General features: G+C 65.3%; 13 protein-coding genes and 1 riboswitch. Of the genes, 8 read left to right on the forward strand and 5 right to left on the reverse strand.

Going from position 1 to position 15078, the window contains the following annotated elements:
* Positions 1 to 12: 12 nt before the first annotated feature.
* Positions 13 to 1311: an APC family permease gene (locus ABIB35_RS03380; protein ID WP_354178908.1), complete on the reverse strand. Its 1299-nt coding sequence runs from the start codon at positions 1309 to 1311 to the stop codon at positions 13 to 15.
* Positions 1312 to 1478: 167 nt separating this feature from the next.
* On the opposite strand from ABIB35_RS03380, the gene aspS reads away from it, so the two are divergent.
* Positions 1479 to 3284 (forward strand): aspartate--tRNA ligase, encoded by a 1806-nt coding sequence (gene aspS, locus ABIB35_RS03385; protein ID WP_354178910.1) that lies wholly within the window; start codon positions 1479 to 1481, stop codon positions 3282 to 3284.
* 166 nt (positions 3285 to 3450) lie between these two features.
* Here aspS and ABIB35_RS03390 read toward each other — a convergent pair whose 3' ends face one another.
* Positions 3451 to 3594, reverse strand: a complete 144-nt coding sequence (locus ABIB35_RS03390) for a hypothetical protein (RefSeq protein WP_354178912.1) — start codon at positions 3592 to 3594, stop codon at positions 3451 to 3453.
* Positions 3595 to 4730: 1136 nt separating this feature from the next.
* Here ABIB35_RS03390 and ABIB35_RS03395 point away from each other — a divergent pair.
* On the forward strand, positions 4731 to 7961 hold the full coding sequence (locus ABIB35_RS03395) for a M66 family metalloprotease (RefSeq protein WP_354178914.1): 3231 nt from the start codon (positions 4731 to 4733) through the stop codon (positions 7959 to 7961).
* A 126-nt stretch (positions 7962 to 8087) separates the two neighbouring features.
* Here the strand turns inward: ABIB35_RS03395 and ABIB35_RS03400 are convergent, their stop codons facing one another.
* On the reverse strand, positions 8088 to 8558 hold the full coding sequence (locus ABIB35_RS03400) for an SRPBCC family protein (protein WP_354178916.1): 471 nt from the start codon (positions 8556 to 8558) through the stop codon (positions 8088 to 8090).
* A 12-nt stretch (positions 8559 to 8570) separates the two neighbouring features.
* On the reverse strand, positions 8571 to 9077 hold the full coding sequence (locus tag ABIB35_RS03405; RefSeq protein WP_354178917.1) for a flavin reductase family protein: 507 nt from the start codon (positions 9075 to 9077) through the stop codon (positions 8571 to 8573).
* A 56-nt stretch (positions 9078 to 9133) separates the two neighbouring features.
* Positions 9134 to 9254, reverse strand: a riboswitch (SAM riboswitch).
* 105 nt (positions 9255 to 9359) lie between these two features.
* Here ABIB35_RS03405 and ABIB35_RS03410 point away from each other — a divergent pair.
* Positions 9360 to 10196, forward strand: a complete 837-nt coding sequence (locus tag ABIB35_RS03410) for a PhzF family phenazine biosynthesis protein (RefSeq protein ID WP_354178919.1) — start codon at positions 9360 to 9362, stop codon at positions 10194 to 10196.
* Positions 10197 to 10203: 7 nt separating this feature from the next.
* Positions 10204 to 11268, forward strand: coding sequence for a nitronate monooxygenase (locus ABIB35_RS03415; RefSeq protein WP_354178921.1), 1065 nt, complete (start codon positions 10204 to 10206; stop codon positions 11266 to 11268).
* A gap of 10 nt (positions 11269 to 11278) precedes the next feature.
* Here the strand turns inward: ABIB35_RS03415 and ABIB35_RS03420 are convergent, their stop codons facing one another.
* On the reverse strand, positions 11279 to 11836 hold the full coding sequence (locus tag ABIB35_RS03420; protein ID WP_354178922.1) for a Vms1/Ankzf1 family peptidyl-tRNA hydrolase: 558 nt from the start codon (positions 11834 to 11836) through the stop codon (positions 11279 to 11281).
* 95 nt (positions 11837 to 11931) lie between these two features.
* Here ABIB35_RS03420 and ABIB35_RS03425 point away from each other — a divergent pair, with 95 nt between their 5' ends.
* The 4 genes from ABIB35_RS03425 (at position 11932) to ABIB35_RS03440 (ending at position 15047) form a co-directional block, all read left to right on the forward strand.
* Positions 11932 to 13359 (forward strand): replication-associated recombination protein A, encoded by a 1428-nt coding sequence (locus ABIB35_RS03425; protein WP_354178924.1) that lies wholly within the window; start codon positions 11932 to 11934, stop codon positions 13357 to 13359.
* A gap of 228 nt (positions 13360 to 13587) precedes the next feature.
* Entirely contained in the window at positions 13588 to 14214 is a 627-nt protein-coding gene (gene rpsD / locus ABIB35_RS03430; protein WP_104054795.1) for a 30S ribosomal protein S4, read from the forward strand.
* A gap of 178 nt (positions 14215 to 14392) precedes the next feature.
* Positions 14393 to 14764, forward strand: coding sequence for a DUF948 domain-containing protein (locus ABIB35_RS03435; RefSeq protein WP_354178926.1), 372 nt, complete (start codon positions 14393 to 14395; stop codon positions 14762 to 14764).
* A 28-nt stretch (positions 14765 to 14792) separates the two neighbouring features.
* Complete coding sequence (locus tag ABIB35_RS03440; RefSeq protein WP_502915717.1) at positions 14793 to 15047, forward strand: hypothetical protein; 255 nt, start codon at positions 14793 to 14795, stop codon at positions 15045 to 15047.
* Positions 15048 to 15078: the final 31 nt, after the last annotated feature.

Here is a 15078-nt window from a genome sequence, read left to right on the forward strand (position 1 = left end):
GCTGCGGGCCTTTCAGGGAGGGGCGGCCGACCCGTCATCCGGCGGGGAACTGCCCCTGCGGAACGTCAGTCGCACCACCAGCCCGAACACCAACACAATCATCATCAGCAGGATCGCCAGCGGCGGCAGGCTCAGTGCCGTGATCAGGGCTCCGGCAAGACCGACCAAATTCACGGCCCGCGGTGTGTACCACCGGCGCTGTTCCAGCGCGTAGCCGCACAGGTTGGTGATCGCCGCGTGCAGCAGCAGGGCAAAGCAGGCCAGGGCCAGCAGTGTTCCCGGGCTGGCGGTCAGAACCAGGACGACGACGGCGGCACCTGCCGCCGCTACCGCCGGCCAGGGAACGCGCCGGTTGCGGGTGGTGCGGGCAAAGATTCGGGGGAGGTCGCCGTCGTCGGCCATCGCGCCGGCAGTACGCGCACTTCCCTCGATCAGCATCCACAGCCCGGACAGGCTGGCAGTGCCGGCGGCAATGACCACCGCCCCGGTGCCGATGCCCAGCCCCACCGCTGCCACCGGCTCGCGCAGGGGTGCCAGCGACGCGGCCAACCCCGCCGGTCCGTGAAACCAGCTGAGCAGGGATTGCCCCACCAGCAGATACAGGCCCAGGGCAACGAGGATGGCGGCCGGAATGGCGCGGGGGAGGTTGCGGTCCGGTGCCCGGACATGAAAGCCGCCGGCAGCCAGCCGGGCATAGCCCGCGAAGGCAAAAAAGGCGAACCCGGCACCCTGCAGCAAACCGGTGGTGGAGCGCGAGTCCTCCAAAACACCCGGTGGTGGAGGAGGTCCACCGGCTTCGTTGAAAGCCACCACCACGCCGAAACCCAGCACCCCGATCACGAAGGCCAAAACAAAACGGATCACCCAGGCACTGCGCTGTAGGCCAAACAGGTTCAGGGCAGTCGCGGCCACTGCCGCCCCGGCGGCAGCTGCCCGGGCCTGCCCGGGCAGTACATAGAGTCCAAAGGTCAGTGCCAGGACGGCGGCGGAGGTGACCAGCGCGCACACCATGGTCCAGCCGGTGAAGAAACCCATGTAGGGCCCCAGCAGGATCTTGGCTGCCGAACGCGCAGTGCCGCCAACATTCGCGTGGCCGCTGGTGCGCAGGCCGGCGCTGAGCAGGAAGATCGATGCGGCCGAGCAGTAGGCCACCAGAGCAGCGAGGGTCAGGGATCCGGCAATTTCGAAGCCGGCTGCGCCCGCAACCGGCGGCAGGACCACAAAAATCCCGCCGCCAACCATGCATCCGATTCCCACGGTAGTGGCGTCAAAACCGCCCAGCGGAAGTTTCCCTGCGGAGCTGCCGGACACGCGCCCCTCCGATCGGTTGGGCCGGGGCGGTGCCGCGCCCCGCACCGGGCTGCGCGGCGGTGCCCTTGGCTGGGAAAGGATGTGAACACCGGTAAACTCATGATGAGACCTTGTATTCACAATGAGCGGGAACAGTGTTTTCCGCAAGCAATCTTGAAAGGACTGCTGTGCTGCGCACTCATGCCCTTGGTTCCCTCAGGGCCGAGCATATTGGACAGACCGTCACTCTCGCTGGCTGGGTGGCCCGACGCCGGGACCATGGCGGGGTTGCCTTCCTTGACCTCCGTGACGCCTCCGGAGTGGCTCAGGTAGTAGTGCGGGAAGAAGATGTCTTCCACGGCCTGCGCAACGAATATGTGCTGCAGATCACCGGCACTGTGCAGAAGCGGCCCGAGGGCAACGAGAACCCCTCGCTGGCCACCGGTGAGGTGGAAGTTATCGCGGACAAGGTTGTTGTCCTGAACACCTCCGATCCGCTGCCGTTCCAGATTGATGAGCATGTGGAAGTCGGTGAAGAGGCCCGCCTGAAGCACCGCTACCTGGACCTGCGCCGTCCAACCCCGGCCAAAAACATGCGCCTGCGCTCCGAAGCCAACCGGGTGGCCCGCAATCTGCTGCACGACGAAGGTTTCGTGGAAATCGAAACCCCCACGCTGACGCGTTCCACCCCCGAGGGTGCCCGCGACTTTGTGGTACCCGCACGGCTGGCACCGGGATCCTGGTACGCCCTGCCGCAGTCCCCGCAGCTCTTCAAGCAGCTGCTCCAGGTGGGCGGCTTTGAGAAGTACTACCAGATTGCCCGCTGCTACCGCGATGAAGATTTCCGTGCGGACCGCCAGCCGGAGTTCACCCAGCTGGACATCGAAGCCAGCTTTGTCGAAGAAGATGACATCATCGCGCTTGGTGAGGCCGTGGTTAAGGCCCTGTGGAAGCTGATCGACGTCGACATCACCACGCCGATCCCGCGCATGACCTACGCGGACGCCATGGCGCGCTTCGGCTCGGACAAGCCGGATCTGCGCTTTGGTCTGGAGCTGACGGAGCTGACCGACTTCTTCAAGGACACCACCTTCCGTGTGTTCCAGGCCCCCTACGTGGGTGCCGTCGTCATGCCCGGCGGTGCCTCGCAGCCCCGCCGCACGCTGGATGCCTGGCAGGAATGGGCCAAGCAGCGCGGCGCCAAGGGCCTGGCCTACGTGCTGGTCCAGGAGGACGGCACGCTGACCGGCCCGGTTGCCAAGAACCTCACCGACTTTGAGCGTGAAAATCTTGCCGAGACAGTTGGCGCCAAGCCCGGCGACTGCATCTTCTTCGGTGCAGGGGAGAAGGCGGCATCCCGCGCACTGCTCGGTGCGGCCCGTGTGGAGATCGGTCACCGCACCGGCCTGATCGACCCGAACGACTGGGCCTTCGTCTGGGTGGTTGACGCTCCCATGTTCGAGCCGGCTTCCGCAGCTGTTGCCGCCGGAGACGTAGCCGTGGGCGGCGGTGCCTGGACCGCAGTGCATCACGCCTTCACATCCCCGAAGCCCGAATTCATGGATACCTTCGACACCGACCCCGAGTCGGCTGTGGCCTACGCCTACGACATTGTCTGCAACGGCAACGAAATTGGCGGCGGTTCCATCCGTATCCACCAGCGCGATGTGCAGGAACGTGTCTTCAAGGTCATGGGCCTTTCCCAGGAGGACGCGCAGGAGAAGTTTGGCTTCCTGCTCGAGGGATTCAAGTACGGCGCACCGCCCCACGGCGGCATCGCCTTCGGCTGGGACCGTGTGGTGGCCCTGCTGGCCGGCTCCGATTCCATCCGCGACGTTATTGCGTTCCCGAAGTCCGGCGGCGGCTACGACCCGCTGACCCAGGCTCCGGCGCCGATCACGGCCCAGCAGCGCAAGGAAGCCGGCGTGGACTTCAAGGCGGAGGCCAAGAAGCCTGAGGCCAGGAAGTCCGAAGCCAAGAAGGATGACGCCTAAGGTCTTCCGACCCAAGAGTCCAGTGACATGAGAAGTGCCCGGCCGTTCTTGCCGGGCACTTTCTTGTTCTTCGAGCTTGTTGTTCCGGTCAGGGCAGCCGGAGCTAACTGTGGCTGAAAGCGGTGGTGCTGCTCGTGCTCAGGGTGCTTCCGCTGGCATCCTGCACTCAGATGCACGGCGGGTTGTGGTGTCCCCGCTGCCAGCCGAGCTGATACCCCATGGCGCCCATTTCGAGCCGGCCCTGGGCCTGTTCGACGGGCACCTGGCAGGAGTATCCCTGCTGTGTGGTGGTGCTGGATGATGCACTCACGGCGACCCCCAGAGTGGCTGAAAGGCTTGGCGAAAACAGCGCCGGCCTCGGCCGTAGTGCAACCGTTGACCTCCACACTGGTGCTTGACTGCCAACGGGGACCCAGCCAGAAGGACAGCCTCCCGCCTGGATCTGGTATTCAGCCCCGGCATCCAGGGGAGAACTATCAGAGTTTTTGGAATGATTTTCATCGTTCAATCGCCAGACAGGTTATTGATCCAACGCGGGATGATTATTCAGGTTTGGTAATGTTGTAGACCACGAGCCAATAGTCAGCGGAATTCACATCGCTCACGGTCACGGTCGCAGGAATACTCCCGGCCCTCACCGGATATTCATAAGATGCCAGGTTCGGGCTATTGCAGCGGTCCCCGCCGGTGGATGTTACGAGCTTACCTTCGGCATCCAGGAATTGGACTTTAAATGCCTCTGCAGGTGAGGAAGGTCTTGAACGTTGTTCCTGGCTCCATGGCGGGCAACTCGAACGTACTGGGCCCGGCGGCGGATTCCTCAAGCAGGACGCTCCCGTTTTCCGGTCGGAGCTGTGGTTCCGTTTCGAAATAGGTTTCCACGCTTACCGGGTCTTCGGCGCGAAAAAGGTCCGCTTTGTCGGGAGCACCGCTTGAGGGTGCGTTCGTCCCGGCCGCAGGCGCCGAATTCTCCGGAGCCGGTGAAGGGGAGTCGCTGCGGGCGGCAGAACCGGGCTGGTCCTGGGAGCTGCATCCTGCGAGCACCAGTGCCAGGGCTATTGCGGGCAGAACCACTGCCCGGCGCATCCAAAAACCGCCATGCGTCCCAGCGGGTCGGACGGTGCCTGAAGGATCGTGGACATTGCTCGGTCTCATCATTTCGGCTACTTCCTTCCGAAGTAATCCGCAAGACGTTAGTGCCTTTCGCGCGGGATGTAAAGGTTTGATAAAGAAAGGTAGTCATTGGTTTGCATGTACTTGCATTTCCAACCCTAAATCCCACAGCTGTGGAGCATAATCGGCGTATGCCCTCACGGGCGGAAAGAATTACGTCATATAAGGGTCGGTCAGATCAATGCAAGTAATGTTTGCGACGACGAGTGACTTTTGCCCGCACCTGACTATCTGTCAGATCGTCGATTCAACGCGGGCCGACGAGGAACCAGAATGCAGCACAAATCCCCCCACCGCCAACAATCCCCCCGCCGCAAACGCCCGCATTCACCCGGGCTTGCCGCAATGTCCATCGGAGCAGCCCTTATCCTCGGTCTGGCCGGCGGCTCCATCCCGTCGTCCGCGGCGGCCAACATCCGTTCCGGCGTCCCCGTGCCCCTGCGGGCACCGGCCGGGTCCGCCGTGATTCCGCTTGACCTTGCGGGTTTCCACGACACCACGGCAACGGGCGCCGACCGCCCGCTTCGCAACGACCTCACCGGCAACCTTGCCGGTCAGGTGGAGTTTGCCCAGAGCCATACGATCAACGCGAGCGGCAATGCCGCGGCGAAAATGCCGTCTCTCGTGACGGACCGGGCAGCACTCGTTCTCTTCTCGCCGCTTTCCGCCGCCACCAGTGCAAGCGTCACCGCCACGGTGAAGGGGGAGACCCGCGGAACGCTGGACCTTGCGCCACCGGCTGCCATTCCCCGCTCTGATATGGACATCACCGGTAACAGGGCCGACGTCGCCTACTCCACCACCGCCTGGACCTCCGAACTGCCATGGAACTGGATGCAGCCGGGCCTGGAGCTGACCTTTTCGGCTGACGCGGGCAGTGGAGTGCTCGCCGCCGGGAATATCGAATTCGCGGCGCCCGCGGAGCTGATCATCAACTCCGTCCAACTGGGCATGCTCACCGACGCCCCGAAGTCCGAGGGCCACTACATGTTCAACCAGCCGGAGAAATCCGGTGCTGACTACTTCCAGACCATCCCGGTCTCCAAGCTCACGATGGCGATCTACGAGCCGGTGCGCCTCGACAAAGTGATTGTGTCGTCCGGAGTGATCTACGAGGACAAGAGCGCCGTCAACGGCGACGTCTACTCGGGCGACCTGCGGGAAAATGTTGGCAAGGCGCAGGTAAGCACCGGCATCAACCTCGCCAACTTCGGCACCACCAGCGGGCCGATGGATCAGCGGCAACCGGGAACCTTCAACCAGCGAATCATCCACCACTCGGCCGGCAGCTATGCCAACGGCGTGCACTCCCACGGCCTCAGCGGCGGAAACGGCATGGCCACCCTGTACGACTCGGTCGGCAACGAGCTCAGCCACGAACTCGGCCACTCCTATGGTCTGGGGCATTACCCCGGGGTGGACACGTCAAAGCAGGGCGACGCCCGGGTTATCAATGCGAGTCACCACAGCGAGAGCGGATGGGGCTACATTGCCTACCGTGACCGGATGCGGTCCAACCTCTCGTCGAACACCGCCTTCACCGCAGCGGGCTTCAATCTGAGCGCCGGCAACTTCACCCAGAACTACAAGGGTCTCTACAACTACCACCGCGACGCGATGTCGGGCGGCAGCAACTCCAGCAGCCTGTCGCGCTACACCCATCTCACCGGGTTCAGCACTGAGATCACCCAGCGGTCCCTCCGCACCCTGGTGCCCGACACTGCGTATCCCAGCGGTTACCGTGACTGGGATGCCGCTGCCGGCGCGTATGTCGACGCGAAAGCCAAAAACCCCGCCTTCTCGGCGCCCAGGCCCGCACAGGTCGGTGTTCCTGTTTTCACCCTCCTCGGAGGCTACAACCCGGCGGTTCCGGAACAGACAGTGCTCTATCCCGCCTTCCGCAGCAACTACGGCAACGTTTTTGACCTGCCGCAGGAGAACACTACGGCGACGGACGCGGCCCGCCGCTGCTGGATGGACATCACCTTCCAGGACGGCAGTGTCGAGGCGACTGCGCTGGCCGCTTCCGATGGCGTCAAGCAGTTCAACGTCAACCTCGCCGATGCGGACAAACCGACTGGCGCGTCGATCTTCTGCCGCACGGACGGCACGACGACGAAACTCGGCAACTCGATAACCATCGCCGCCGATCTCGAACCCCTCCGCCCCGCCGTCGAAATCGGCCAGGAGGCCGGCTACGAGGCGCTGCGAGCCGTCGAACTGCCCGAACTCGAAGCCAAGCTGCAGGCAGTCGCGGACGATGCCGTGCCGGTCCTGGACACGGCCGGCACGGTGCTCCTGGAGAGCTGGAAGGACAACCTCAGCGGGCTCAGCACGGCAGCCCGGGAAACCGCCGACAAGGTGCAGGCGGCAACCGCGGCCTCCGCCTCGGTTGACGAATTCATTCAGCTCAACCAGGACAAGCTCACGGCCAAGGATGCGGTTGCCACGGCCGAGCTCGCAACGCTCATGACCTCGCTGGGCCTGGTTGAAGGACCTACGCAGATCCTGCCCCGCGGTGGCCGGCTGCTGGTCGACGGCGGCCATTGCCTCGTCCTAGGCGACGACCTGGGTGTCACCGTTCCCGGTGACAAGACGTTGTGTGCCGACACCCCCTCCCAACGCTGGTTCAGAGATGCGCGCGGCGCACTTCACAGCGAGGCACGCCCCGACCTGTGTCTCGTCCCCGGCACCCCGGTGACTGTCGCCACGTGCTCTATGACCGCCGGCTCACAGGTGTGGCTGCCCGAGGCCGACGGGCACATCAAGAGTGCGACATGGAGCTACCTCGACTACCACCGCGCCCAGGGCATCGCGGGCATGTACGGGCGGGGGACAGGAGCAAACCAGATCTGGACCGGCCTCTCGATCGCCTCGAACCCCGGTATGGCCCTGCTGAAGCCGGGCAGCCTCGCCATGCTCTTCAGTCTGGATTTCACCGCCTACTCCATTGATTCCTTCATCGCGGCCAACAAGGACAAGCTCACGGCAAAGGATCCGGTGCCCGCGGCGGAGCTTCGGACGCTGCTGGCCGCGGCCGGATTTGTGGAGAGCCCCACCCGGGTGCTTCCCGGCGGAGGCCGGACGCAGGTGTATAACGGCCACTGCCTGGTGCTGGGCGGCAACCTCGAGGTCACCGTCCCCACCACCAAGACGGTGTGTGCCGACACCGCGGACCAGCGCTGGTTCATGGACGTACGCGGTGCGATTCACAGCGAAAAACGCCCCGATCTGTGCCTGGTTCCCGGCACTCCGGTAAGGGCTGCAGCCTGCTCGCCGGCTGATGGTTCGCAGGTTTGGCTCCGCGAGGCCGACGGCCACATCAAGAGCGCGACGTCGAGCTACCTCGACTTCTACCGTGACCGGGGAATCGCGGGCATGTATCCGAAAAACTCGGGTGCCAATCAGGTCTGGACGGGGCTTCCGTCCTCGGCGAACCCGGGTATGGCGGCGCTGAACGCGGCCAGCCTCGCCACGCTGTTCAGCCTCGGTCTGGACGCCTAACGTCCCTACCCCGAAATGACAGAAGGTGCACGTCCCAGCGCTGGGACGTGCACCTTCTGCCATTTCGGGGGGCGGGGGTGAGGGGTGAGGGATGGGGGGATTGGCGGAGGAGATCTGAGCCGGGAGCTATTCGTCGGAATACGCGCCGGAGAGAGAGGCACCGACGAGGTGCCGGTTGCGCGTTTGGATGAGCCGCTGCAGATAGCGGGACAGCACGAGCTTCTCGGCGACCCGGCCGAGGACGCCGAGCGGGGCCGTGAATTCAATGCGGTCCACCATTGTGGTCCCGGCGGCATCGGAATGAAACTCATGGACATGGCGGAAAAACCGGAAGGGGCCCCGCACCTGCTCATCGGTGAAATGTTCCGGTGCCTGCATCTGCGTGATCCGGCTGGTCATCCGCAGCGGCAGGCCGAAGTGCCAGGCACGCCACGTAACCTCTTCGCCCAGGCAAATAAGCCCCGAGGTTACTCCGCGGACAGCTTTCTCACGGGAAGCGGCCATGGAGTCCTGATGAGCATCGATGCTCCTGGCAAGGTCGAACAACTGCCCCCGGGGCATGTCGGTCCGCGTGGTGCATTCGAAGGTGACGGTCATGAGCCGAGTATGTCAGGCAAACTCCGCGACGCTGAGGTGTCGGAACGCCGAACCGTGGAACACCAGCGGCTCGTGGGCATCGTCATGCGAGGCATGACCGTGGACGCGGAGCAGCACAACGCTGTGGTCCCCGGCGGGCACCTCGTTCTCCACTGAGCACTCGAGCCACAGGGCTGCCCGGTCCAGGAAAAGAGAACCCGATTCGTCGGTGTGCAGGTTCAGGCCCGCAAAACGGTCCCCGGACTTGGACGCAATCTGTTTGCAGATCCCTTCGTGTTCGGAGCCCAGGATCGACACTCCGATCCGGGCCGCCGGCCGCAGCACCGGCCAGGTGCGGGAGGTGTTTTGCACGGCGAACATCACCAGGGGAGGGTCCATGGAAACGCCCACGGTAAAGGATGAGGCAACAATTCCCTGCGGCTGCCCGTCCACCACAGCGCACAACGCCGCAATACCGGAGGGGAAACGCGAATAGGCGCGGCGCAGGGCCGCGGGCTGAAGATCGGTAACAAGAGCCATGCTGAGTTTCCTCTGCCTTAAGCGCCGGGCCGATGACAAAAACAGGGTCGGCACAAACGCGGTACTTGCCGCGGCCGGGAAATTTCTCCGGGCGGCCGAATCGTCACCTGGAGCACCCCGCTACGGCGAGAGGGTTGCCGTCCAGCCGGCCAGGGCCCGTGGCTGGAACTCTTGATTCTTCTTCCAAGGTAGGCGGCATGGGTCCAGGCCTGCAAACCCCTGCCTTACTTCGTAAAACTCAGCTTCATAAAACTCCCCATAGCTAAGGGATAGAGTTTGGGCATGAAGCAGCGGTGGTTTAAACAGGTGGACGTTTTTGGCAGCGAGCCGTATTTGGGGAATCCCCTCGCAGTGGTGCTGGAAGCCGAGGGACTTTCGGATTCCGATATGGCGTCCTTCGCGCGGTGGACAAATTTGTCCGAAACCACGTTCGTGCTGCCTCCCACCAGTGACGGCGCCGACTACCGGGTGCGGATCTTCACCCCCGGCGGAGAAATACCGTTCGCCGGGCACCCGACATTGGGTACCTGCCACGCGTGGCTGGAGGCCGGCAACAAGCGCCGCTATCCCGACGTCGTCGTGCAGGAATGCGGGATCGGCCTCGTCACGCTGCACGCCAACGCGGGCATTGCCGCCTTTGCCGCGCCGCCGCTGCTGCGCTCGGGCCCCTTGGAGGAGGAGGTCCTGGACCAGGCGCTGCGGGCGCTGAACCTGGACCGCACGCAGATCCTCGCCTCCAACTGGATCGACAACGGACCCGGCTGGCTCGGGCTCCTGCTGCCGGACGCCGCTGCGGTGCTGGCGCTGAAACCGGATCCCACCATCATGGGCAACCTGCGCGTGGGCGTCATGGGCGCCCAGCCGCAGAATGCCGAAACAGACTTTGAGGTCCGGGCCTTTGTTCCCGGCCTGGGCATCACCGAGGATCCGGTGACCGGCAGCCTCAATGCCGGCCTCGCCCAATGGCTGATCGGCGCCTCCCTGGCACCGGAGCGCTATGTGGTCACCCAGGGAACCGCGGTGCAGCGGTCCGGTCGGGTCCGCGTGTTCACCCGCGACGGCAAGATCTGGGTGGGCGGGTCCACCGTCACCTCCATCGACGGCACCGTCACGCTCTAGGCGCACCATGTTCAGCCTGCAGTCGCTTTCCGTGCCCGTGGTCGGCGCACCCATGGCAGGCGGGCCGTCCACGCCCGAACTCGCCGCGGCGGTCAGCAACACCGGCGGACTGGGATTCCTGGCCGCCGGCTACAAAAGCTCCGCCGCCGTGGCAGCGGAAATCGCCCGGACTCGAAGGCTCACCAAAGCGCCGTTTGGCGTGAACCTTTTTGTTCCGGACCACGCCAACACCTACCGCGCCACAACCGGCACCACCGCCGCCGAAAAGCTGGCTGCGGCACTGGCCTTCCGGAACCTTCTGGCAACGGGAACCGCAGCGGGAACCGCAGCGGAACCCGGACTGCCTGACCCCGACGACGACGACGGCTGGCCCGCCAAACTGGAACTGGTCCTGCAGGAACGGGTGCCGGTGGTGTCCTTCACCTTCGGACTGCCGGCCCCGGAGATGCTGGCGGAACTCGCCGGGCGGGACATCTGCGTCATCGTGACTGTCACCGACAGTGCCGAAGCCCTGGCCGCGGCCGACGCCGGCGCCCGGGTGCTGTGTGTCCAGGGCCCCGAGGCGGGAGGTCACCGCGGAACGCTGGACAGCGCCAAGGTTCCCGGCGAGGTTTCCCTGGACCGGCTCCTCCGCGGGATCGGGCAGGCCTGCGACCTGCCACTGATCGCTGCCGGAGGCATCACCGCACCGGCGGACGCCGCCGCAGCAGCGGCTGCCGGTGCCGCCGCCGTTCAGGTGGGGACCCTGCTGCTGCTCAGCAGAGAAGCGGGCACCAGCCCGGTGCACCGTGCTGCCCTGCTGGAAGCAGCGCAGGGCGGACGGTTCTCCGAAACGTCACTGACCCGGGCCTTCTCCGGCCGTCCGGCGCGCGGGCTGACCAACGCTTTCATGCGTGCCTATCCGGATGCGCCGGACGCCTATCCGTACGTCAACCAGATCACGGCTCCGCTGCGCGCCGCCGCAGCAGCGGCGGGGGACCCGGAGGGTGTTAGCCTGTGGGCCGGCACGTGCTACCGGTTGGCAGCGGAGCAGCCGGCAGCGGACATTGTTCGCAGGCTCTCCGGGCGGTGACGGCCCCCGCCTAAGGGACCGAGATCCGGATGAAGACCGACGCCGCATTCCTCGCGGCCTTGGCCAGCGCCGCGGATTTGGGATCCTGAACGTCCAGGAAACGCAGCCGGGCCAGGCCGCTCCAGGGGTGGAAAACCCGTTCTCGGGCCAGCAGCTCGAGCAGGGGCCGGTCGCCGCCAAAAACCAGGTACTCGGGCGGATGTTCGGCGAAAATCCGTGCCGCCTGCTCGGCCGTCCGGGACTGGACATACCGGCCGGCCTTGGAGGCGAGCAGCACGCCGTCACGGGCCACCCCCACGGCAAAACCGCCGCGGCGCAGCAGTACGATGCCCAGCGTACGGGACTGGGCGGCCAGCGAGACCAGGCGCTCGACGTCGTCGGCTCCGCGCCCCGGCCGGCCGTCGTCCGGCCACGGCGCCAGCAGGTCAGCTTCGGCGCCGTTCGCCGCTAAGAGGTGCAGACCGCCGTGCTCCGGAGTCAGCGTCAGGTCGCCGTTGCCGGCAGCGAACCGTTCCAGCCAGCCCGGCAGCCGGTCGGCGGATACAAAGGTGGAGCGGGTGACGGGCATTGTGCGATTCTCCTGGCGGGACTGCTGATTCGGCTGGGCAGAGCGCCGGCAGTCGCCGGGCCTTCTCAACGCTACGGCACGAGTAGCCTTGGGGAGTGAGTGATTTGTTCAGCAGCGACAGTGACAGCGACGACGACGACACCGGCACCCGCGACGACAACGACGGCGGCGGGTTTGGTACCCGTGGCGACGACGACGGCAGGAAGCGCCCGCGCAGCCCGCTGGCGGTGCGGATGCGGCCGCGGTCGCTGGATGAGGTCGTGGGCCAGCAACACCTGCTCGGACCCGGATCCCCGCTGCGCACCCTGGCTGAGTCCGCCGATGACCGCGGACCGGCCGGGCCGTCATCGGTCATGCTGTGGGGCCCTCCCGGCACCGGAAAAACCACGCTGGCCCACGTAGTGGCCCGCGGTTCCGGCCGGAAGTTCGTGGAGCTCTCCGCCATCACCGCCGGTGTCAAGGACGTACGCCGGGTGATGGAAGAGGCGCTGACCAACCGCGACCTGCACCGCATTACCACGGTGCTGTTCCTGGATGAGATCCATCGCTTCAACAAGGCCCAGCAGGACGCGCTGCTGCCCGGCGTGGAAAACCGCTGGGTGGTACTGGTGGCCGCCACCACGGAAAATCCCTCCTTCTCAGTGGTCTCGCCGCTGCTCTCACGGTCCCTGCTGCTGACGCTGAAGCCGCTCACCGAAGAGGACATTGCAGCACTGCTGCAGCGCGCTGTGGAGGATGAACGGGGTCTGGCAGGCCGGGTCCGGCTCAGCGACGAGGCCCTGGAGCACCTGGTGCGCCTTGCCGCCGGGGACGCCCGGCGCGGCCTGACCGCGCTGGAAGCTGCCGCCGGCGTCGCGTACTCCGAACACACCGCCGGGGAGGACATCCCCGAGGTGACCCTCAGCGACGCAGAGATGGCCCTGGACGTGGCGGCACTGCGCTATGACCGCGCCGGCGACCAGCACTATGACGTGACCAGCGCCTTCATCAAATCCCTGCGCGGCTCCGATGTGGACGCCGCCCTGCATTACCTGGCCAAGATGCTTGAAGCGGGGGAGGACCCGCGGTTCATCTCCCGGCGGCTCATGATTTCCGCCGCCGAAGACGTGGGCATGGCCGATCCCACCGCGCTGCAAACCGCTGTGGCAGCGGCCCAAGCTGTGCAGATGATCGGCATGCCCGAAGGTCGGATCATCCTGGCCGAGGCCGTGGTACACATTGCCACCGCCCCGAAATCCAATGCGGCCTACAACGGCATCAACGCTGCCATCGCCGATGTGCGTGCCGGGCGCGGACAGGGGATTCCTGCGCATCTGCGGGACGCGCACTATCCCGGCGCGAAGCAGCTTGGGCACGGCAAGGGCTACGTCTATTCCCACGACAAACCGCACGGCGTGGCCAAACAGCAGTATCCGCCGGATGACCTGGTGGGCCGGAACTACTACGAGCCAACGGCCAACGGGGTGGAGCGCGACATTGCGGCGCGGCTGGAGCGGCTGCGCGGAATCATCCGGGGAAAGTAGGGCCCCGGCCTGCGTGCTAGGATTGATGGTTGACTGGCAAGTGCGACGCCGGACCCCCCTTCCGCCTTCATGGGCGTAAGTTGTGCCCGGTGCCGTGTCTGTAGCAGAAGGCAGCGGTTGGCCGGAGCTCTCCCTCATGGAGGCCAGTACTTACGTATCAGTCATCACGGTATCCCGGCGCAAGCCTGGGCTGCGGTGGCCAAACCGCCAAAACAGTGAAAGGTGAACGTGGCTAACAACACACGTGCACGCCGTCAGGCCCGCGCTTCGCGCGCCCTCGGCATTGCTTTGACCCCCAAGGCAGCCAAGTACTTCGAGCGTCGTCCTTACCCCCCGGGTGAGCACGGCCGCGCACGTCGCAAGCAGGACAGCGACTACGCGGTACGCCTGCGTGAAAAGCAGCGTCTGCGCGCCCAGTACGGCATCCGCGAAGCACAGATGACCCGTGTCTTCGAAGAAGCCCGCCGCACCGCCGGTCTGACCGGTGAAAACCTGATCGAGCTGCTCGAGATGCGTCTTGACGCCCTCGTGCTGCGCGCCGGCTTTGCCCGCACGATCGCCCAGGCCCGTCAGCTTGTTGTGCACCGTCACATCATGGTTGACGGCGCCCGCGTGGACCGCCCGTCGTTCCGCGTTTCCGAAGGCCAGCTCATCCATGTGCACCAGCGCAGCGAGACCATGACGCCGTTCCAGGTTGCCGCTGCCGGCGCCCACCGCGACGTCCTGCCCGCCGTTCCGGGTTACCTGGATGTTTCCCTGGACAAGCTGCAGGCACGCCTCGTGCGCCGCCCGAAGCGCTCGGAAGTTCCCGTGACCTGCGAAGAGCAGCTCGTCGTGGAATACTACGCACGCTAATTTCGAGTTTTCTCGATTTTTCAGGACAGCCCGCGGCCCCGTGCCGCGGGCTGTTCGGTTAAGTGCCCCGCGACCGGCCGCGCTCCCGCGCCCCGGGCGGGAAGAAGTAAGTGCTGTTGGCCTGTTGTAGGTAAGGTACATAGCGGAAAGTCTTAGTTTTCAACCCAAGAGGAGAACCATGTCGGGTGGAGATATTGCCGGTCTGATTGCTGCCGGTGTGTTTGCGGTGCTGGTGGTGCTGCTGGCCGTCCCGATCTGGAAGCTGGGCAAGGTGTTTGATGAGCTGCGCGGCGCGATCCGCACCATCAGCGACGAAACCACTCCGCTGCTGGAGGAAGTCACCACCACCGTGTCCACCACCAACCTGCAGCTGCAGAAGGTGGACGGTATTTCGTCCAACGTCTCGGATGCCACAGCCAACATTTCCGCACTGTCCTCCCTGGTGGCTGCCACAGTCGGATCGCCGCTGATCAAGGTTTCAGCTTTCAGCTACGGCGTCCGTTCGGCCCTTTCCTCACGCGGCAAGAGCCGCGGCCGCCGCAGCCGCTAAATCCGCCACCAGCACAGGAGCGAAGAGAATGATCAAGCGAGTCTTTTGGATGTCCATCGGTGTCACCATCGGGGTCATCGCCGTCCGGCGTCTTTCGGACGCCAAGAACACCCTGGGTCCGGCCGGACTCAACCGGGCCGTCGGCACCGCAGCCGATGCCCTGCAGGACTTTGCCAACGCGTTCCGTGAAGGCATGACCGAACGCGAAGGTGACCTGCGCACCGCCCTGGGCATGGAGACCGGCGACACGGTTGCCGACACCATGGCCGCCGTACGCCGCTGACCGCCACAACTGGCCCGCATACCTGGCACTA

Source organism: Arthrobacter sp. UYP6 (assembly GCF_040547315.1).
Lineage (GTDB): Bacteria > Actinomycetota > Actinomycetes > Actinomycetales > Micrococcaceae > Arthrobacter_B.